Source organism: Calothrix rhizosoleniae SC01 (assembly GCF_900185595.1).
Taxonomy (GTDB): domain Bacteria; phylum Cyanobacteriota; class Cyanobacteriia; order Cyanobacteriales; family Nostocaceae; genus Calothrix_A; species Calothrix_A rhizosoleniae.
Genome location: NZ_FYBH01000239.1, coordinates 1 through 20474 on the forward strand (window position 1 = coordinate 1; position 20474 = coordinate 20474).

15 protein-coding genes are annotated in these 20474 nt (G+C 38.7%); 7 read left to right on the forward strand and 8 right to left on the reverse strand.

Going from position 1 to position 20474, the window contains the following annotated elements:
• The first annotated feature begins 139 nt into the window (after window positions 1-139).
• Window positions 140-457, forward strand: coding sequence for a DUF1825 family protein (locus tag CALSC_RS14130; RefSeq protein WP_088241965.1), 318 nt, complete (start codon window positions 140-142; stop codon window positions 455-457).
• Between the two features lie 179 nt (window positions 458-636).
• Here the strand turns inward: CALSC_RS14130 and CALSC_RS14135 are convergent, their stop codons facing one another.
• Entirely contained in the window at window positions 637-2565 is a 1929-nt protein-coding gene (locus tag CALSC_RS14135; protein ID WP_088241966.1) for a transglycosylase domain-containing protein, read from the reverse strand.
• 164 nt (window positions 2566-2729) lie between these two features.
• On the opposite strand from CALSC_RS14135, the gene tyrS reads away from it, so the two are divergent.
• From tyrS to CALSC_RS14150, 3 genes are all read left to right on the forward strand, one after another.
• A complete protein-coding gene (gene tyrS, locus CALSC_RS14140; protein ID WP_088241985.1) occupies window positions 2730-3923 on the forward strand; it encodes a tyrosine--tRNA ligase in 1194 nt (397 codons plus the stop codon).
• 298 nt (window positions 3924-4221) lie between these two features.
• Window positions 4222-4941, forward strand: coding sequence for an orotidine-5'-phosphate decarboxylase (gene pyrF, locus CALSC_RS14145; RefSeq protein WP_088241967.1), 720 nt, complete (start codon window positions 4222-4224; stop codon window positions 4939-4941).
• Window positions 4938-5612 carry a hypothetical protein gene (locus CALSC_RS14150; protein WP_088241968.1) on the forward strand — a complete coding sequence of 225 codons (675 nt, stop codon included), beginning with the start codon at window positions 4938-4940 and terminating at the stop codon, window positions 5610-5612. Before pyrF ends, CALSC_RS14150 begins: the two co-directional genes overlap by 4 nt.
• Window positions 5613-5668: 56 nt before the next feature.
• On the opposite strand, the gene htpG is transcribed toward CALSC_RS14150, so the two are convergent.
• The 7 genes from htpG to gatA all read right to left on the reverse strand — a co-directional run bounded on the left by htpG (window position 5669) and on the right by gatA (window position 16866).
• Window positions 5669-7645: a molecular chaperone HtpG gene (gene htpG, locus CALSC_RS14155; protein WP_088241969.1), complete on the reverse strand. Its 1977-nt coding sequence runs from the start codon at window positions 7643-7645 to the stop codon at window positions 5669-5671.
• A 256-nt stretch (window positions 7646-7901) separates the two neighbouring features.
• The gene (locus tag CALSC_RS14160; protein WP_088241970.1) at window positions 7902-9869 is read right to left on the reverse strand and encodes a glycosyltransferase; all 1968 of its coding nucleotides are present in this window, start codon (window positions 9867-9869) and stop codon (window positions 7902-7904) included.
• Entirely contained in the window at window positions 9866-10867 is a 1002-nt protein-coding gene (locus tag CALSC_RS14165; protein ID WP_088241971.1) for a glycosyltransferase, read from the reverse strand. Before CALSC_RS14165 ends, CALSC_RS14160 begins: the two co-directional genes overlap by 4 nt.
• A 36-nt stretch (window positions 10868-10903) precedes the next feature.
• Window positions 10904-11863, reverse strand: coding sequence for a hormogonium polysaccharide biosynthesis glycosyltransferase HpsE (gene hpsE / locus CALSC_RS14170; protein WP_088241972.1), 960 nt, complete (start codon window positions 11861-11863; stop codon window positions 10904-10906).
• 371 nt (window positions 11864-12234) lie between these two features.
• Window positions 12235-13284, reverse strand: coding sequence for a c-type cytochrome biogenesis protein CcsB (gene ccsB / locus CALSC_RS14175; protein WP_088241973.1), 1050 nt, complete (start codon window positions 13282-13284; stop codon window positions 12235-12237).
• Window positions 13285-13374: 90 nt separating this feature from the next.
• On the reverse strand, window positions 13375-15066 hold the full coding sequence (locus CALSC_RS14180; RefSeq protein WP_088241974.1) for a DUF3352 domain-containing protein: 1692 nt from the start codon (window positions 15064-15066) through the stop codon (window positions 13375-13377).
• 330 nt (window positions 15067-15396) lie between these two features.
• Window positions 15397-16866, reverse strand: coding sequence for an Asp-tRNA(Asn)/Glu-tRNA(Gln) amidotransferase subunit GatA (gene gatA / locus CALSC_RS14185; RefSeq protein WP_088241975.1), 1470 nt, complete (start codon window positions 16864-16866; stop codon window positions 15397-15399).
• A gap of 631 nt (window positions 16867-17497) precedes the next feature.
• Here gatA and CALSC_RS14190 point away from each other — a divergent pair.
• From CALSC_RS14190 to CALSC_RS14200, 3 genes are all read left to right on the forward strand, one after another.
• Window positions 17498-18853 carry a helix-hairpin-helix domain-containing protein gene (locus tag CALSC_RS14190; protein ID WP_088241976.1) on the forward strand — a complete coding sequence of 452 codons (1356 nt, stop codon included), beginning with the start codon at window positions 17498-17500 and terminating at the stop codon, window positions 18851-18853.
• Between the two features lie 264 nt (window positions 18854-19117).
• Window positions 19118-19678 carry a hypothetical protein gene (locus CALSC_RS14195; protein ID WP_088241977.1) on the forward strand — a complete coding sequence of 187 codons (561 nt, stop codon included), beginning with the start codon at window positions 19118-19120 and terminating at the stop codon, window positions 19676-19678.
• Window positions 19679-20130: 452 nt separating this feature from the next.
• Window positions 20131-20460, forward strand: coding sequence for a DUF6464 family protein (locus CALSC_RS14200; protein WP_088241978.1), 330 nt, complete (start codon window positions 20131-20133; stop codon window positions 20458-20460).
• The last annotated feature ends 14 nt before the right edge of the window (window positions 20461-20474 follow it).

Sequence of the window (20474 nt, forward strand, 5' to 3'; positions counted from 1 at the left end):
ACAGTCAAGTGTTGAAATTTCGGTTAAAAACCGTACACTTGACGAAACTAGTTTTCTAGATTAGTTCCCTACACTAGAATAAAACTATAGGCATAAATGAGAAAGTTACTGAATACAATCAGCAATTAGTACAAATACAATGGGATTTTTTGACTCTGATATAGTTCAACAAGAAGCAAAACAGCTATTTGAGGACTATCAAGCTCTGATGAAGTTGGGTAATAGCTACGGCAAATTTGATCTCGAAGGTAAAAAGCTGTTCATTGAAAAAATGGAAGCTATGATGGAACGCTATCGCATTTTTATGAAACGCTTTGAGCTTTCCGAAGACTTCATGGCACAAATGACTGTAGAGCAATTAAAGACTCAGCTCAATCAATTTGGTGTGACTCCACAGCAAATGTTCGATCAAATGCAACTAACTCTAGAACGGATGAAATCCGAATTAGGTCAATAATCTTAGGAAGTTGGATTTATTAACTTACAATCAGATTTGTACTTTATTTTATCCGTATTCCTTAACGGCTCTGAGGAACCGATAGATTTTCCCGCCTATTTTGACATCCTCAAACTGAATTTTACACATTGCCTGCATATAGTCCGGTGAGAAAGTAAGTCACTTACAACTTATACAACTTATTCGGCTTTGGGTTTAGGACGACGGAATTTAGATGGTGGCTTAAAACTAGTTTTAGGAACTCCTTTGAGCGCTTGCAACATAAAACTACGCCAAATCGGTGCTACCATACCACCACCAGTAGCACCCCGAGAAAGAGTTCTATTATCATCTCTACCCACCCAAACAGCAGTTGTTAGTTCCGGTGTTGTCCCTACAAACCAAATATCTTTTTCAGAGGAAGTCGTTCCGGTTTTTCCGGCTGCAGGACGACCTATAGCCGCATTTTTACCAGTACCGCCATCAATTACCGATCTCATGGTATTTATTGTTGCTGCTGCTGCCCAAGAGTCAAGTACAAGTTGGGGTTTGGGACTATTATCTAAAATTACATTACCACTACTATCAGTCACTCGCACAATTATAGTAGTGGGAGATTGCCATCCATAATTAGCCAAGGTAGCGTAGGCTCCCGCCATTTCTAGGGGGGTAACTTCAATGGCTCCTAAAGGTAAAGATGTAACAGGTTGCATAGGACTCATAATTCCCAAAGTCCGGCAAACTTCCACAACTTTGTTCATTCCCACCGCTTTACCTAGTTTAATTACAGGAATATTACGGGACAAAGATAAAGCTGTGCGGATAGTCATAGCTCCCCCGAAACTACCATCGTAGTTTTTTGGATAGTACCAACCACTACCATCACGATAACGCACAGGAGTATCGTATACTTTCGTCTTTGGTGTATATTTCCCAGTGGCAAAAGCAGTGTAATAAACAAATGGCTTAAAAGAAGATCCTGGCTGTCTTAAGGCTTGAGTCGCTCGGTTAAATTCACTAGTTTTAGAATTCACCCCACCTACCAAGGCTTTGACAAAATGAGTACGGGGATCTACAGCCACTAAAGCAATTTGATTTTTGTATAAACCTTTTCTTAGAAGCCGGTAATGCCACTGAGAAACAGTTTTTTCCGCCATTTGTTGAAATTTGGTATCAATGGTTGTTTGTATTCGCATTCCGCCTTTAATCAGGGCATCACGACCAAATTTCTTAGTCAACTCCGATGACACAGCATTAGTAATATAAGGTAGGGCACTACCTTGGAAAGATTTGATTTTACCTAGTTTAATTTTTTCCTTTAGGGCTTGCTCATATTCTTGTTGGCTAATCCAGTTCAAGAGACGCATCCGCCCCAGTACTTCTTTTTGTTTTTGTTTAGCCCTTTTCATACTCACGAAAGGACTATATTGTTCTGGTGCTTGGATTAAACCTGCCATCATGGCTGATTCACCAAGGGTTAAATTTTCAGCAGATTTATTGAAATAGCTCCTAGCAGCAGTTTGGACTCCATAATTATTATGACCCCAATACACTTGGTTGAGATACATCTCCAAAATGTCATTTTTCTCAAGAATTTGCTCCAAGCGAATTGCTAATACTGCTTCGGCTATTTTCCTGGTAAAGGCTCGTTTATGGGACAAAAACAGGTTCTTTACCAACTGCATCGTTACAGTTGAAGCACCTTCCCGTACACCACCAGATGTCCAATTGGTGACAACTGCCCGTCCTACACCCTTAGGGTTAATCCCATGATGATAATAGAAATCACTATCTTCACTAGCTAACACAGCTCGCTTTAGTGCTGGTGAAATTCGATTTAGTGGTACAACTTCCCGGTTAGCTTCTCCGTGGAGACTAGCTAAAAGTCGCCCCTTAATGTCATAAATATATGATGTTTCTGAGGGGAAGTAGTTGCGTAACTGTCTCACATCTGGCAAATTGCGGAAGCTAATAGCTAACCCAACTAAACCCCCAGCTACAATCGAACTACTTAGCATAGTGATGGATAGTAAAGTCCCACCAGCTACTTGACCAACTCCTTTTAAAAATTCAAATCCTGATGAGGCTTGGGTTTGACCTTGTTTTTTTGGAAAAGTCCTAGAAGACACGATGCTCTCACTTCCTCACTTGTAAATAATAATTCTAGTTTCTTGGCTGGCTAATTTTTTGCAATTATATTAGTTTGGCGGGTGGACATGCAGACAATTTGTCAGTGATTACATTTAATCCCACTTTTTTTGTCAAAAGTATAGCTAATAATCAATATTTTATTATGGAGCAAAATTTTTCTTGGCTGCACCGTGGTACTGTTGAAATTTTCCCACAACCAAGTGACCCTGAAAATAAAGTTGATAATCTGGAACACATCCTGAGGAAGAGCGATCGCCCTTTAAGGATAAAATTGGGAATTGACCCTACAGGTACGGATATTCATCTTGGTCATAGCATACCAGTCAGAAAATTGCGAGGGTTTCAAGATGCCGGACATACAGCAGTTCTAATTATTGGTGATTTTACTGCTCAAATTGGCGATCCTTCGGGAAAATCTGATGTGCGTCGTCAATTAACACCAGAGCAAGTGAAACAAAATGCCCAAACATACCTGGAACAGGTAAGACCAATATTGGATTTTGACACCCCTGGGAGATTAGAAGTACGTTACAACTCAGAATGGCTTTCTCAGCTAGATTTAAGCAAAATTTTGCAATTACTTTCTACCATGACTGTGGGACAGATGTTGGCGAAGGAAGGTTTTGCGGAACGCTATCAAAAGGAAAATCCCATTTTTATTCACGAGTTCCTTTATCCGTTGATGCAGGGTTATGACTCGGTGGCTATAGATGCTGATGTGGAACTAGGAGGGACTGACCAGAAATTTAATATTGCTGTAGGACGAGATTTACAGCGCTATTTTGGCAAAAAACCCCAGTTTGGTCTTCTATTACCAATTTTAATTGGTACTGATGGGGTACAAAAAATGTCCAAGTCCCTGAATAATTATGTGGGTTTATCCGAGCATCCATCACAAAAGTACCAAAAGCTACAGGGTACTCCGGATAATATTTTAGAACAGTATTTTGAGCTACTAACAGATTTACCCTTAGATAAGTTACCAGAAAATCCTCGCGATCGCCAAAAGTTATTAGCATGGGAGATTGTCAAACAATATCACGGTCAGCAAGCTGCCGATGAGGCAGAAAAAGCCGCAGAGTCAGGGGGAGAAGTGGGAGATTTACCCGAATTTTCCCTAGCTAATGTGGAATTTCCCACCAAATTGTTCCAACTTCTCAATCTCAGTGGTTTGTGTAAAAGTGGTGGGGAAGGTAAGCGGAAAATCAAGGAAGGTGGTATAAAAATAGATGGCGATCGCATTACTGATATTGATACTACTTTTCAACAACCCAGTGAATTACAAGGGCGAGTTTTACAACTAGGGAAAAATAAGTTTGTGCGATTTGTGTTGTGAAAAGAGTTATTAGTTGTTAGTTGTTAGTTGTTAGTTAAGACGCACGGTTTGCCCATTTTTTTTGAAGTTAGAGAAATTGATAAATAACGTGAGAATAAAGATTTGGAATCAATCAGGTTTTTTGTTGGTGGCATTTGGAGGCAAAATTAATATGCTCCCTTGGGCTCACAATCTAAATCAAACGCTAAAACCTTGATTATTTCGTTTTGCATTTTTCCTAACTCGATTTCAAATGGGCGAACCGGGAGTAACAACTATCAACTAACAACTATCAACTAACAACTATCAACCGTCATAAATGAGTAGAGAAAAACAGATTATTGTCCCTTTAGATGTACCAAATGTAGAAAGTGCGATCGCTCTTGTGGATCGACTACCATCGGTTACTTTCTGGAAGGTTGGTTTAGAACTGTTTACTAGTTGTGGACCAAAAATTCTCGATTTTCTCAAGTCTAACAACAAGAGAATTTTTCTCGATTTAAAGTTTCACGACATACCCAACACCGTAGCCGGCGCTTGTCGGGCTGCTGCTGGCTATGGAGTGGATTTATTGACGATTCACTCCACTGCTGGCAAAGATGCCCTCCAAGCTGCCACAGAGGCGATTCAGGAAGGAGCCACAAAAGCGAATGTCACACCACCAAAGCTGATTGCAATTACCCTACTAACCAGCATTTCTTCCCGTCAATTGGCATTTGATTTAAAAATTCCCCTAGAATTGCCAGAATATGCCCTACACATGGCATTAATGGCACAGTCAACGGGATTGGATGGAGCTGTATGTTCTCCTCAGGAAGTGGCACAATTACGGGATACCTGTGGAGAAGATTTTCTGCTGGTTTGTCCTGGTGTCCGTCCTACCTGGGCTGCAAAAGGTGATCAAAAGCGATCGCTTACCCCAGCACAAGCAATCCAAGCTGGTGCTGATTATCTTGTCATTGGACGACCAATTACTGCTGCTGAGGTACCAGAACTAGCTTGGCAGAAAATATGTGAGGAGTTAGCAATTGTGACATGAATTTTTCAGTAATTAAGCAAAATCAGAGATTATGGTTAATAATTTGTGTTTTTTGGCTACTCCTATCCCCCAATGCATTATCCTTATCCGTTGCTTCTGTTTCTAAAGTAGGACAAAAAAAACTGAATTTTTCTCAAAATACCCCTAAAAAATCAGTCTGTTCCCAGCAGAATCTAGAAATATTAGCTACTAAGCTGTTGCGTGATTTACCTAATTATGCAAATCGAGCTAGTCAACGCTCCCGTCGCCTAGCCAGAAAAACAGATATTTTTAGCTATGTAATTTTGGCTGGTAGACCAGAATTTACACCCCTACCTTTGAATCCTAGTGGCTATACATCGTCATCTAACCAAATAATCTCTCCAGGGGTAGAACAACTGTTTTTCACAACTTTGGAACGCCGGTATATAGCCAATAAAATACTGGATTCTCAAGAATTTCATTGGCTATTATTGACTAAAGCCAAAACTGGTTGGCGTAAGGTAATGATGTTTTCCCAAACAGGTTCTTCTCAATCGCCAAAAACGTCAGCACCACCAAGAGAAAGTAGTAATGGATATATTGGACAAGCTATTGAGACTTGGTTGCGAGATTGTCGTGCAGGGAGTGTGGGAAGATGGGGAAGAGGGAAAGAGGGAAAGAGGGAAGGAGTGAAAGATAAAAAATCTTAACTCCCAACCATCAACCATCAAATCTCACTCCATCACTCCATCACTCCCTCATTCCTCTACTTCGCTGCTTGCTCTGTCAACTTGGTGAGTACATCATTAGAACGCTCAACAAAAGATTTCATCCCTTCCGCATCAAATCCTTTTTGAGACATCAAAGCCAAATCATAAACATGTTGACAAATCATATTCACCAATTGACTGCTTGGTGATTCCCCATCTCCTTGAATAATTGCCCCTTGGCTGATTTCTGCTAAATTTTGAATCATAGGGTGAGCAGTATTCACCAACAAAATATGTTCTTCGGGAAATTCTGTTCCTTGTTGCTGCATCAAAGCATTCATATCCCGCAGACGACGCAAAATTTCTGGTAACAACACCATAGCCGGTGGGGTTCCTTGTTGAGTTTCCGCTTTTAATGCTTCAGCGCGGATATTCACCTTGGGTTTGTTGATGGCTTTCTCGAACAGTTCTTTAATAGTTTCGCTGCGGGTTTTGTTAGTTTTGGGGTCAACAATTTCCCCAGATGTATCTTTATCCAACAGGGTATTATCCAAATCGGAATCTACCCGTGTGAATTTGACATCATTGTATTCCTGTTCTAGGAAGTTAATAAAATGGGTATCAATGAAGGAGTCCATAAATAGGACTTCTAATCCTTGACTTTTATGTAATTCTACGTAAGTAGCTTGTGAGGCTTCATCAGTACAGTAGAATACTTTGTTCTCATGGCGTTCCTTATTCCGTTCCAGGTATTCCTTGAGGGTAGTATATTCATCACCATTACTATCCTGAGTGGATGCACTCACATCTTGCCAAGCATCTCCCTCATCAGATTGTACCTGAACTTCGGGGGTTTCAGCAGTTTTCGCCTCTAGTTTAGCAGTGCTACGAAAAACAACTAAATCTTGTACTTGCTTTTTAAACTTCTCATCATTGAGTACCCCAAACTTGACAAAAGTGCTTAAATCCTTCCATGCAGTAATATACTTCTGGCGATCGCTACGATATAATTCCTTCAGGCGATCGCCTACTTTTTTGGCAATGTAGTCACCGATTCTTTTCACGGTGCGATCGCCTTGCAATGCACTCCGGGATACATTCAGGGGAATATCTGTACTATCAATAACTCCCCGCATAGGTAATAAAAATTGAGGAATAATTTCCTCGCAGTTATCACTAACAAAAACCTGATTGCAGAATAACTTAATTTGTCCCTTAGTTACATCTACATCTGGTCTAAGTTTCGGGAAATAAAGGATACCGTTGATAATAAAAGGATAATCAGTATTTAAATGTACCCATAGTAAAGGTTCTTCCTGGAAAGGATATAAATAGCGGTAAAACTCTAAATAATCTTCTTGACTCAGACTATTAGGACTATCTCGCCAAGGAGCCTTTTGTTGATTTAGCTGCTCCCCATCCATCTTAATGGGTACGGGCATAAAGTCGCAGTAAGTTTTAACTAGATTCTTCACCCGTGGGCTTTCTAAATACTCTTCTTCTTCTTCCATGAGGTAGAGAGTAATAGTTGTACCGCGAGTAGTGCGGCTAGAATCTTCCAAGGTAAAAGCAGGAGAACCATCACAACTCCAGTGAACGGCTTGGGCTTCCTCTTGATAAGATAGGGTATCAATTTCTACTTTTGTCGCCACCATAAAGGAGGAGTAGAAACCCAAACCAAAGTTACCAATAATTGGTTGATCTGCTTTTCCTTCATACTTATGAATAAATTCTTCAGCACTGGAGAAAGCAACCTGGTTAATATATTTTTTTACCTCATCGGCTGTCATACCAATACCATTATCTGTAATGGAGAGGGTTTTTTTACCTTTATCTATAGCTAATTGAATTTCCGGCTCTCCCATCTCTCCGGAATATTCCCCAGCGCGGGACACCATATTTAGCTTCTGGATCGCATCCACAGCGTTAGATACTAGTTCCCGCAAGAAGATTTGGTGATCTGAGTATAGAGACTTCTTAATAATCGGGAAAATATTTTCAGTATGAATACTGATGGTTCCTTGTTCTAGCATAGTTGGTAATCCTCAAGGCATCTGTCTAAATAATAAAGGTAACAAAAAATCCTCTAGCTGAGAGTTTCCAGGATAATCGCGGAGAAAGCAAGAGGAGATGATACCAACTAGGATTGTAAAGGTATAATGGGGGCGATCGCTGCAAAAAAAAGCATTGTTAGCCGTCAATGAATGATTCGGATTACCCTACTGGTAATGTTTTAGGAATCACCATTAATATGCATTAATATGAATTAGCATTAGCTATGCTGGATAATTAATCTTCGCTCCAATGTAAAGCAGCTTGATCTATACGGCTATGGCGTTTACGAATATTATAAATACTGGTGTACCAAGTGCAACGTTTGCAAACATCAGGAAAGTCACCTTGTTCGTGACGCTCAATAATTTTATCAATTTCTTTACCAGCCCAAATCTCTGATAATTTTTCTTTTTTCAGATCACCTATAAGCAATTCTACTTCCACATCACGACAAGCACAGGCATTTACTTTACTATTTGCTAAAATGATGGGCTTCATATACAGTAGCTCACAAGCACCTCGCTTATGGGGCATAGGTGTGGGTTCGAGTCCAACTTTCCTTAGGTCTTCTGCTTTAACTTTACCAGCCCAGGTGTCATAACCATCAATAAAATACCAATTGATTAATTTCTCTCGTTTCCACTGATGAAACTTTTCCCAGAGTTCTCCGTTGCAATTACTAAATGGGCAGCGTAAAGCAATAGTCAAAATAGTAGCAGAACCTGATTCACGTTTAGCATTAATAAATCCCTCAATATGTTTACGAACAAGCTCAAAGTAGTCCACACCCATAGCTGCTTTGTAAGTTGCTCGATCAAATCCTCCCCAAGAAACATAAATGCTCAATTTATCACCATAAGCAAGCAATTTCTCGCTGACTTTTGGCTTCATCAGAATACCATTAGTATAAAAGTAAAAACCTTTAATTTCAGGTATTTTATCAAGGTAATTTAACCTATCAAAAAAATAGCGATCTACTAAAGGTTCGCCTACTATTGGTGTAAGAGAAACGTACTTTCCACCCATTGCCACATATTCATTGATGATGCGCTGAAACTCTTCCATTGGCATTATTTCTTTTACTCTTTCCATCTGGGGATAAGCGCAAAAGACACATTTAGCATTACAAGTATTTGTTACCTCTATATGTAAATTTTTGGGAATTTTACGGGTTGGATTTAATTCTTCCTGAATTTTACGTCTATGGAATTGGAAATTATATTCAGTTGAAATAAAATCAAGAATATGATCTATTTTTAGCTTTATTCTTTTTTTTAACGCTGATATATTTATTTGTTTAAAAGGAAGAAAAATTTTCAAAATAGCAATTAAAATAATTTTTGATTGCTTTAAGATAAAATCTTCGTGTATCATATATTTAAATAATAAATAAGCGGCTGTAAAATTGATATATTTGTCTGTATTAATATCGATAGATTTAAACGTAAGATATTTATAGATATTAGCAAGTGAATTTTTTTTAAAATGCCGTAAATGCATTGCTTTTTCATGGGAAAAAGCTTTTTCAATTACAGTTAGTAATGCTGACTCTTGCCTCTTCAAATTACTAGACATTGAGTGATTAGATATTCTATATAGTATCTGCGGTTTTTCAACGCATACAAATTCATATTTTGCAGATAGACGTAACCACATATCCCAATCTTCAACAGCAGGAAGAGTTTCATCAAACCCACCAATTTCATTTATAGCTTTTTTATCGATTAAAGGATTAGAGCCATTTTCTAACAAATTAAGCTGTAAAAGTTGATTATAAACATCTCCCGTTGCATTAATCCGTTTACCGGCTTTGACAAACTTGTCTGTTTCATCAATATAATCTGTCCAACTGTAAGCTACAGAAGCATTCTGATTCTCTTTGAGTGCTTTATATTGAGCTTCTAATTTATCATTTGTCCATAAGTCGTCAGCATCAAGAAAAGAAATAAAATCCCCATGTGCTTTTTCAATTCCTCGATTACGACTTGCTGCCAAGCCCGCATTGGTATAAGAAAATATCTGTACACGAATATCATCAATATTATTGACAATTTCTAGAGTAGAATCAGTTGAGCCATCATTAATGATGATTATTTCTATATTAGAAAAACTTTGCTGTAAAACTGATTGAATTGTTTGTTTAATTGTTTTTTCCCCATTATATACAGGGATTACTACAGAAATATCGGGTCTGCAATTCATGATTCAAATAAAGATTTATATGTTTTTTCATACCCCAAAAATGTACTCACATTAGATAAAACAGGAAATTTACTTAATATCTCTTTCGCTAGCTTATAAGGGAAAAAGCTCATCACCAAAAGTTTCAACCAAGCTTTCCAGATAACAGGTTTAATGAGAATAGATATATCTGTATATATAGCAGTAACCAGAAACCTTGCTACATGTAAAGTCTTCTGCTGTCCAGGTAATGTATCCAGAGATTTATAACTTAAATATTTGTAAAGATTACCAAGGCTATATTTTTTCAAATGTTGATAATTAGCAGCTTTTTTGTCAGCATAAGCTATATTAATGACAGCTAAATTCGATTTTTCTAAAGGTAAAATATTAGAAGACTTAGAATAGAGAGATACTCGATATAAAACTTGTACTTTACTAACATTGACAAATTCATATTTTGCAGCTAACCTTAACCACATTTCTGTATCCTCTGCATTCGTTAGTGATTCATTAAAGCCACCAGTTGCTTGAAATGCATCCCTACGAATCATGACATTGGAACCATTACCAATAAAGTCATCTAACAAGAGATGAGGATAAATATCTCCACTCCAATTAACATAAGAACACTTACGTAAAAAATTACCAGATTCATCCACACAATCAGTCCAGCTATAAACCACCGCAGCTTCAGGGTTGTTTACTAGTGTTGTGTACTGCAACTCTAATTTATCTGGTGTCCACAGGTCATCTGCATCTAAAAAAGTGATAAAGTCTCCAACTGCATGGTTAAAACCTCGGTTGCGATTAATAGCTGCATTCCCTTGAGAATAGTTGAATAATTGCAGACGAGGGTCTTGTATTTGAGAAATAATCTCTGATGTAGAATCTGATGAATTAGAGTTGATAACTATTAATTCAAAATCAGATAGAGTCTGATTGAGTACTGATTCTATAGTTTTTTTAATAGTTTTTTCCGCATTATATGCAGGAATAATAACTGATATGATAGGCATATATATTAGATATTTTTTTGTTCAAATTTATGTAAATTAATTAAATACGTTGAGAAATTTGATATGTGCTAAATAAAAAGGACTTTGTAATATCCCAATTAACCGTTCCTTCTCATATGAAGCAGTTACATCATCATTTAATACTTTTCGATAAGTGATTAAATGTGTAACTAACTTTCTGACATCATTAAGTACATATATTAAAAATAGAAAAGGTCTTTGCCAAGGCTTAATTAATGCCATACGTAAATAATAATGAGGCAAACCAATACTCCGCATTAAGCCCATCATATAGTTTTTTTCTAACCGTGACGATGGAATTTTATGTTCTATTTCCATATCTGGGTTATACCATATGTCCCAACCTGCATTATAAATATGTAAAAGAGCTTCTATATCTTCTGAAGAGACCAAAGATTTTCCTTTTCTACCAGAGAAAAGAAGACGGGTAGGAACATATTTTTTCCATACATTTCGACGTACTACTAAACCTCCTCCTGGAGGAAAACCTTTTTTTCTTGGTTCATATAGTAGAGGTTGGTTACCTCTTTCATTAATAGCTAGATAAAAAATTATAGGTTTAATATGCTCAGGTGGTTCTACCTCAAATGCACCATGAATTTGACTAGCATATGCACCAGCTTGAGGATATTTTTGCCCAAATTTATATACTTCACTTATCCAATTGAATGCAGGTATATTATCATCATCCAAAAAAGCTACTAATTCACCTTTTGCTTCTTCTATAGCGCGTTGTCGAGCAAATGCTAACCCTTGTTCTGGCTCAAATACATATCTTAAAGGATAAGAATGTTGCCAATTTGTTTGATATTCCTGGATGAGTTTAGCAGTATTATCTTGACTATTATTATCAACTACTAAAATTTCCCAGTTGATGTTTTCTATACCTGTTTGCTTTTGGATTCTTTCTAGTACTTGAGGTAAACGATTTTCCCCATTATAAGTGGGTATAGAAACAGTTAAATGAATAATCATTACCCATTTTGCCAACTTAAAACTACTTTACGAGCCATAAGTTGTATTTAACTTAGACTGCTATTCAAAATCTAACAATTTATACTTGAAACAATCTCAGTGAAGTTACTCAAATATAAAAATATTAGAAGAAGTCAGTCCCGATGGAAACATTTTTCACCATCAAGTTATACCAATTTGAAAAAGAATGCGACACATGGGTATGGGTTTAGCATTGCTAAACCCATACTACAAATAATTTATCTGTCGCAAACATTATGTGAATTGGTATTACTTCTTACTTATTACTTGCGCGTAGCACTATATGTAGATAGCTGGCTGAAGAACTGATTAACACAATCTCAAGAACTACAACCAGCATGATTAAGGAATTAAAAGAACCAGCCGTAGGAATGTAAACCCTTACCGAGTAAATTAACCCCCAAGTAACATACCCAAACCACAACAAAGCCACTAGCTGCTAAAATTGCAGGACGACGACCTTGCCAACCACGGGTAATACGAGCATGGAGATAAGCTGCAAATACTAACCAGGTAATTAATGCCCAAGTTTCCTTGGGATCCCAACTCCAATAAGAACCCCAGGCTTCATTTGCCCATACACCACCGGAAATAATGCCAATGGTGAGTAGAGGAAACCCCAATCCAATGATGCGATAGCTAATATTATCTAGGTTTTCAGCAAGATTTAGGCGTTGGGGGGAGAGCAATTCTGTGAATACTCCTGCTTGGGCGGATGTGGTAGTAACTACATCCAAAACAGCAGTTTTACCATTGCTAAATGTTTCTGGAGTAAAATCATTCTTTTCTACAGGTATTGTTTCCTTATTCGCCACCAACTCACTAGCTTTCTGTAAATGATAGCCATTCTGACGATAACTACCAGCAGTACCAAAAGAACTACCCACTAATTGCACATTTTGACCGCGAGTAACTACCAAAAAAGCGATCGCTAATAAAGAACCTACCATTAAAGCGGAATAACTGAGCATCATGACGCTAACGTGCATCATTAACCAATTGGATTTTAAGGCGGGTACTAAGGGCTCTGCAACTTGCATGTCTGGAGGTAAGCTTATGGCTGCAAAGGCTGTAATTCCCATTGCGACAGGAGCTGTAGCAGCTCCTACCAAACGACTACCACTGGTATTTTCAGCAATTAGGTGAATGGTAGTGATACCCCAAGTCAAGAAAAATAGGGATTCGTACAAATTGCTGAGGGGAAAATAACCAGCTTCTAACCAACGGGCTCCTAGGAGAGTCGCTATAGAAAGATTAGCGATCGCCATGCCACCTGTACCTACAGCTGGTAAACTAGTTAGCTTGGGAAAAGCTGCCCCACACCAATAAATCAACATGGTGCAAAATAAGATGGCAAAGGTAGCATTATCGAGATAATTCTGGAGTACAACCAGATTCATAAATTTACTCTCCCCTGTAGATTTTTATTTAAATGTATGGATTCAGATATTTATGATCCTATCTGTTTCTGAAGATTTATGAATTACAAGTTATTCCTTAACTTTTCTCAACTCCAAAAAAATGTCATAACGCTGACTACGACTATCACTAATAGCAGATTTTACCCCAATAGAACGTGTAGCCCCTAAAATCATGTTCTGATTGGGAATTAAATTGGGTAGGGGGAAATTTTTCATCCCACGTTCAACATCCACAAATAATTGAGCATTGCTGGGATTAGGTTGAGAAGGAACAGTATTTTGAAATGATTGACTGTTAGCTAAAGAATTCTGAGATTGAGGAATAATCCTGTTAGTAATCGGAGCACCTAACACTAAAAAAGATATATTGTTATCTAACCAGCCGTGGGTACCAGTTAAAGTTCCAAAAGGTGCAATCCAGTTAACCACAGGTTGATTACCTATATTCCCCGGTTGAATTTGGAACTGGTACTGGCTTTTCATGGTCTCATCTAATTGTGTAAAAACTGCTTCTGCTTTTTGACGATCGCTTGTTTTGACCATGAATAATAAAGCTGCCCGAAAATCTTCCTGTTTCCCTTCTTTCGGTAAATTAGGAATCACCGATACGGAAAATTCTCCCTGCATCCAACTCAGTAAATCACGCTCTAAATCCAAATTAGTGTAATTTTTAATGCTCTTCTTTAACTGTTCTGGTGGTAATGGGGAGATGGGATTATTTTTGGATGTGGAAACGTAATCTTTCCATAGCCGACGTAAATTATTTCCAGATAGCATCATCAAGGTTTCTGGTGGCAAAAGTTTTGCCATATTTCCCCCTTGATTTTCTACTACTAACTGGCGTTGACTATTGGGATTTAACCAGGAAATTCCTTGTAAACTGATGCCTGATGATTTCAAGGAAACCGTGCCAGCTAAACCTTGATTATCCTGTAACTGTGCTAAAACTTGAGCTGGTAAACGACGGTTTGGTGCTGCTGCTGCAATTTGAGCAGATGCAGGGACATTGACATAAAATTGGGCAAAGGGTCGAGAGTTAGCAATTTCTGAGAAATTCTTGGAAAATCCTTGACTTTTAATTAAAGATGTGCTTTCAGCATAAGCATTAATTGTTTGTCTAATGACTTGGGAATTGTCAGCGATCGCTAAAAATCGGCGTTCTATAATTGCCGTATAAAACTTGGTTCCCGATTTAGACTTAATTTCCTGAATGGGATTTTCCGCTACATTGCTCGATGTATTCTTAGGAAGATTAAACTTTTGTGTCCATATTTGTTCAGCCTTTGCCAGATTTTTAATTGGCAGTATCGTCACCAAAGGTTGTTGCTGGCTGTTATTATTACGATTGGTTGCAACTGATTTGCCAGAAGATACATCAGGTTTGGGAGTAAGAATAGCAAAAGTAATGCGATCGCCTACCCAAGGTTGAATGTCTGTTTGAAAATCATAACCATGGTTCGTGAGAAAGCGATCGCCCAGTGCGACTAAATTTTTATCCAGTTCTACCTGAGTTTCTTGAGTGCCAAATTCCCGCAATTTCTTCCACTGACGAGGATCGGTAGTCAGAGAAACTGCTAACAGAGCATCTTTAGGAATCAGATGGGCACCTGTGAGCAAATCCCTCGCCAGTGGCTTTCCCTGGGTGAGAAAAAAATATGTTGCCACTCCAGCACCAATCAACAATCCAGTAGCTGAAAGCGTCAACACAAGAGACGGTTTCTTTTTATTCTGCATTGTCACAGATTCTACGGGCACTGTCATTTCAGTTATCAGTTATCAGTTATCAGTTATCAGTTTCCCTATCCATGCATCAAGAGGCAAGAGTCAGTCAGAGGCAGGGGAGCAGGGAGCAGGGAGCAGGGGATAAATCCCATACATGAATGTAGAGAGCAGCGCGTAGAAAAGGGGTCTCCCCCATGAGCGACTGCGGAGGGCTTGAAATAAGAAATTATTGCGAAAGAGTGCTTATACATCGCGGCACAATTATCTCTAATTTTTCCACTAATAAATTTGGGGGCTTGTATCCTTTTCTTTTTCGGTCAGGGATTTTTTCACTCCTTCACTCCTTCACTCCTGCACTCCTGCGCTCCTTCACTCTTTCCCTCCAAAATTTGGCTGACGTAGATGCCAATCTGTAGATTGTTCATAGGCATAGGCAACCTGAAATAGTAAATCTTCCCTGAGAACATTACTAATTAGTTGTAAACCAATCGGTAAACCTTGATCATCAAAGCCACAAGGCACACTTAAACCAGGTAAACCAGCAAGATTAACAGGAATTGTCATCAAGTCAGTTAAATACATACTCAGGGGATCGGCTGTTTTTTCTCCAGCTTTGAATGCCGTTGCTGGAGCTGTAGGGCATAGCAGTACATCAACTTTGGCAAAAGCATTTTCAAAATCTTGCTTAATTAAAGTTCTGACTTTTTGAGCTTTCAGGTAATAAGCATCATAATAACCTGCGGATAGGGCATAGGTACCAATCATAATCCGGCGCTTGACCTCTGAACCAAAGCCTGTGGCACGGGTACTGGTATACATGGACATGAGGTTATCTGCATCTTGGCTGCGATAACCGTATTTTACTCCATCGTAGCGAGCCAGGTTTGCTGAGGCTTCTGAGGGGGCAATAATATAGTAACTGGGTAAACCATAACGAAAGCGGGGACAGGAAATCACCTGAACTTCTGCACCCAAGCTTTTTAACTGCTCAATGGCTTTGTTTACGGCTTGTTCTACCACAGAATCTAAACCTGACCCAAAAGTCTCTTTTATCACACCAATTTTCAATTTTTCTGGAGATTTCAAGTCTGGTGTTAAATTGGCAGCATAGTCGGGAATAGGGACATTCAGACTAGTAGAATCCTTAGGATCATGACCTGCGATCGCACTTAACAAGATTGCTGCATCTTCTACGGAACGACCAAATGGTCCAATTTGATCTAAGGATGAAGCATATGCTACTAAACCATAACGGGAAACTAATCCATAGGTTGGCTTCATCCCCACCACACCACAAAAGGATGCTGGAAGGCGAATAGAGCCACCAGTGTCAGAACCTAGAGATACCACACATTCATCTGCCGCCACAGCCGCCGCCGAACCTCCAGAAGAGCCTCCAGGAACCCTGGATATATCCCAAGGATTCGCGGTTAATTGGTAAGCAGAGCTTTCACAGGAACTACCCATAGCAAACTCATCCATATTGGCTTTTCCTACCATTACAGCCCCAGCATCGAATAATTTCTGGGTGACTGTGGACTCATAGGGAGGTACAAAATTTTCTAAAATACGGGAGGCACAGGTAGTTGTGATTCCCTGAGTACACATATTATCTTTGATACCAATGGGAATCCCCGCCAACAAACCGATTTCTTCACCAGCAGCGATTTTGGCATCCACAGCCTGAGCCTGTTCTAATGCCTTTTCTGCTGTGACGCACAAAAAGCTATGTACTTTTGGCTCTAGGGATTGGATTTTGTCTAAAGCTTCCTGGGTAATTTCCACAGCAGAACGTTCTTTGCTAGTTAGCTGTGTGTGCAACTCGCGGATGGATGCCATGATTGCTATTGCTTCCTTGTTATGACTCAAGTGTTTGATTTTAATACAGATTGATGGTTATCTGCTCCACCAGATAGGAACCGATGCCAAAATTTCAAATAGGTTATACCATTTTAGATTTTAGATTTTAGATTTTGAGGACAGTGTGGTCTTGGGGGTTTCCCCCATGAACAACTGTCCGGGATTGTGAAAGAGTTAATGTATAAGCTTTTCTTGCTTTCCATCTGTCGCAATCATTTTTCAAATTGGTATTAACAAAGCTTGCACTAATTTATTATGTATTCAGGAGTGCAGATAGAAAATATTATTCATCAAGGCAGTCCCGATGAAAAAAATTCACCATCAAGAATGAAAATAACTCTTCCCTATCCCCCAACCCCTAGGGACTGTTTTCAAACTCGCCGACACCCTGGAAGGGTGCGGCTACAGGCACTAAGTCCGCCTGCGCGGACTAGGGAAAATCAAGGATGAAAACACTTCCTTCACTCCTTCACTCCTTCACTCCTTCACTCCCCATTTTCTAGCTAGGAGGCAGTGCCGTTTTTTCCCCTGCTCCCCTGCTCCCCTGCTCCCTGCTCCCTACTCCCTCCTGCCTCCTGACTCCTTCAACACCTTCTGGGTATAGTAAATAATGGTTAAAATTTTAACTCGTAAATCTTTAGGTACGCAGCAAGTATATGACATTGGCGTGAAAAATGACCACAATTTTGCCATCAAAAATGGTTTAATTGCTGCCAATTGTTTTAACAAATCTCACTCTACTGCTTATGGATACGTTACCTATCAAACAGCATACCTAAAAGCTAACTACCCATTGGAGTATATGGCGGCACTGTTAACCGCTAACAGTGGTGACACAGATAAGGTGCAGAAATATATTTCCACCTGTTTGAGTATGAAAATCACCATTGAGCCGCCAGATATCAATCGTTCTGGAGTTGATTTTACTCCCTTGGACAAGAAGATTTTGTTTGGATTGTCGGCGGTACGGAATGTAGGACAAAATGCGATCGCCGCAATTTTAGCAGCTAGGGATGAAGGGGGAGAATTTCAAGCCCTGGGAGATTTTTGCGATCGCGTGGATTTAGGTACTGTTAATCGTAGGACTGTACAATCTTTGATCCACTGTGGAGCTTTTGATCAAATCAACCCTAACCGCAACCAATTAATTCATGATTTAGAATTGGTCTACGATTGGGGACAATCCCGTGCCAAGGATAGAGCTAGTGGACAGGGAAATCTGTTTGATTTATTCGGAGGGGGATTCTCTTCTACAAGCACTGCTAGCCCCATTAAAAATGCTTTTGAGATGGCTCCCAAAGCTAAACCAATAGCTGATTTTCCCCCCCAGGAAAAACTACGCCTAGAAAAGGAAATTCTTGGCTTTTATGTTTCCGATCATCCTTTGAAATCTTTAAATCAATCCACTAAGATTCTGACTCCCATTAATCTCAATCAAATAGGCGATCGCCAAGAAGGATCCCTTATCTGTGCTGTTGTCATGCTCAATGGAGTCAAAAAGGTGATTACCAAAAAAGGTGACCCTATGGCAATTTTACAGATAGAAGATTTGACTGCCCAATCAGAAGCCGTGGTTTTTCCTCGCACTTATGAACGAATTCATCCTTTACTAGAAGTTGATGCGAGGTTAATTTTGTGGGGTAAAATAGATCGCCGCGATGAGCAAACTCAGTTAATTGTTGAAAATACAGAAATAGTGGAAAATATCCAGATGGTAATGGTTGAACTAACTCCCCACCAAGCAACTACCATTGAGGAGCAAGACCGTTTAAGAACAATTCTCAAAGAACATTCAGGGGAAAAGGAAAAAGCCAAAGTACCAGTTATTGGGATTGTCCAAGCTGGAACTTCCCGACAATTAATCCGTTTTGGTCGGCAATTTTGGGTACAGGATTCCATGAGTACCATTCAAGCTTTGAAAAATGCTAGTTTTACAGCCCACATACAACAGTTGCATCAAACGTAACCCAAAATTCAAAAATAAATTCCCCTTACCATTATTATTTGGTCATAATCAATACAGTTTATTCTACTGAAAAATTTCTAATATGATGACCGCGATATTCGTCTATTCCTAGAACGTCGCGGTCATTTATCTTAAGTGCATAGACGTATGTGTAGTACAAAAATATGTTTTTTTAGTTACTTATGCGGATGATGATTACTGAAAATAGATGATACTTTTGAATCCCATAACAATTCTATGTGGAGGAGGCTGGAGAGCATACCCATGACTGCACATCAAATGTATACAGCATCATATGCAATTAGTAATTTTTTTACATATTGCAAAAGAATGCAGCCCCAAACCCATGAAGAGATCACCAGATTTTTTGAGGGAGTGGTAAGTTTTCCTTATGACAAAGAGCTGCTATTACAGGCGTATCTCTTTTTGAATATCAAACATTTATTTCCTTTGTGCTCAGAACTATTGCTATTTGAAAAGTCACCAATATCTGACTATACAGACTTAGGTAAATGTGATTTTGTTTATCTTACTCCTCACTATAAATTATTTTTAATTGAGACTAAATTTATTGATACAAATGCCACAGGAGCGACTGAAAGGAAAAGACGCAATAAGCATAGGAATAAAGTTTTTGACCAAGTAATCACTTTGAAAAGTCGGTTTAGTGAATATTGGAATATTGATGCTGATGAGCTAGAAACTGCTGTATTTACTACAGATCCTGAAGTTTCTTGGCGTGGGAATGGAATGAATGTGTTAACTAAATGTATATCTATTGAAGACTTGGAAAATTGGCGTAGAATGTATCGTCAATTTAATTAATTAGTTGGTTACTGTGTTTTATTTTATTATTAGTTACTTTCTTTCTTCATCAATGTGCACAGGATTTTGAATAATTATTGGAACTTTTTTTAGTTTCAGTTTTCTGTATTATATCGCCTGTGCTATCTTTTTTAAGATGTTTTAGTAATCACTATTAATTGCAAAAATCAAAAAAAATAAATAATATTTACTTATCTAATCTCTGGATTCCTGAATTATTGCTGTTATTTGCAAAAAAACATTATAAATATTCGGTGGGTGATTACCTCTAGGTTTTCTGGGAGCTATGCTGATGAGAGTAGTAGCAAGTACGTTAATGTAGAACAAAGATTCTAGTTAATTACTTAACTATTTACCAGTAGTAAGTTCCCTGGGTATTTTCCTCTTCCCTTTCTGGAACAGAGATATCCCAGATAAAGATAAGCACATAATTAAAGAGGTAATGTATCAAGGTGTGGAAAACACTTTTAGTGATTGCCGTTGGTTTGTTTCCGCCCGTATTATCTTTATGGGTAATCCGTAAAGTCCATGTGAGAGCGAGATCCCGCTTGAGGCGATTAAGTATGACCTTTCCATCCGTCCAAGAAAGGTATAATATGTTGCCCAGCGAAAGTGATCGCTACTATCTCGAAGGAGTGGGTTTTCTCATTGGTGACATCAGTTGCCAATATAATGCTCGTTCTGCCCATATACGTTGTGCAATCAATCCTTATGGGCCTTGTGAAGGTTGCCGTGATTATGAATCAAGGGAATTGAGTGATAGCAAAAATATGGTTGGTTAACTCATGGTTGATAT

Excerpts from the sequence above, each read along its gene's own strand:
- CALSC_RS14130 (WP_088241965.1), top strand. The coding sequence starts at position 140 with ATGGGATTTTTTGACTCTGATATAGTTCAACAAGAAGCAAAACAGCTA.
- gatA (WP_088241975.1), bottom strand. The coding sequence starts at position 16,866 with ATGGCATCCATCCGCGAGTTGCACACACAGCTAACTAGCAAAGAACGT.
- CALSC_RS14160 (WP_088241970.1), bottom strand. The coding sequence starts at position 9,869 with ATGAATTGCAGACCCGATATTTCTGTAGTAATCCCTGTATATAATGGG.
- htpG (WP_088241969.1), bottom strand. The coding sequence starts at position 7,645 with ATGCTAGAACAAGGAACCATCAGTATTCATACTGAAAATATTTTCCCG.
- ccsB (WP_088241973.1), bottom strand. The coding sequence starts at position 13,284 with ATGAATCTGGTTGTACTCCAGAATTATCTCGATAATGCTACCTTTGCC.
- CALSC_RS14195 (WP_088241977.1), top strand. The coding sequence starts at position 19,118 with ATGACTGCACATCAAATGTATACAGCATCATATGCAATTAGTAATTTT.
- pyrF (WP_088241967.1), top strand. The coding sequence starts at position 4,222 with ATGAGTAGAGAAAAACAGATTATTGTCCCTTTAGATGTACCAAATGTA.
- hpsE (WP_088241972.1), bottom strand. The coding sequence starts at position 11,863 with ATGATTATTCATTTAACTGTTTCTATACCCACTTATAATGGGGAAAAT.
- CALSC_RS14190 (WP_088241976.1), top strand. The coding sequence starts at position 17,498 with ATGGTTAAAATTTTAACTCGTAAATCTTTAGGTACGCAGCAAGTATAT.
- CALSC_RS14180 (WP_088241974.1), bottom strand. The coding sequence starts at position 15,066 with ATGACAGTGCCCGTAGAATCTGTGACAATGCAGAATAAAAAGAAACCG.
- CALSC_RS14165 (WP_088241971.1), bottom strand. The coding sequence starts at position 10,867 with ATGCCTATCATATCAGTTATTATTCCTGCATATAATGCGGAAAAAACT.
- tyrS (WP_088241985.1), top strand. The coding sequence starts at position 2,730 with ATGGAGCAAAATTTTTCTTGGCTGCACCGTGGTACTGTTGAAATTTTC.
- CALSC_RS14150 (WP_088241968.1), top strand. The coding sequence starts at position 4,938 with ATGAATTTTTCAGTAATTAAGCAAAATCAGAGATTATGGTTAATAATT.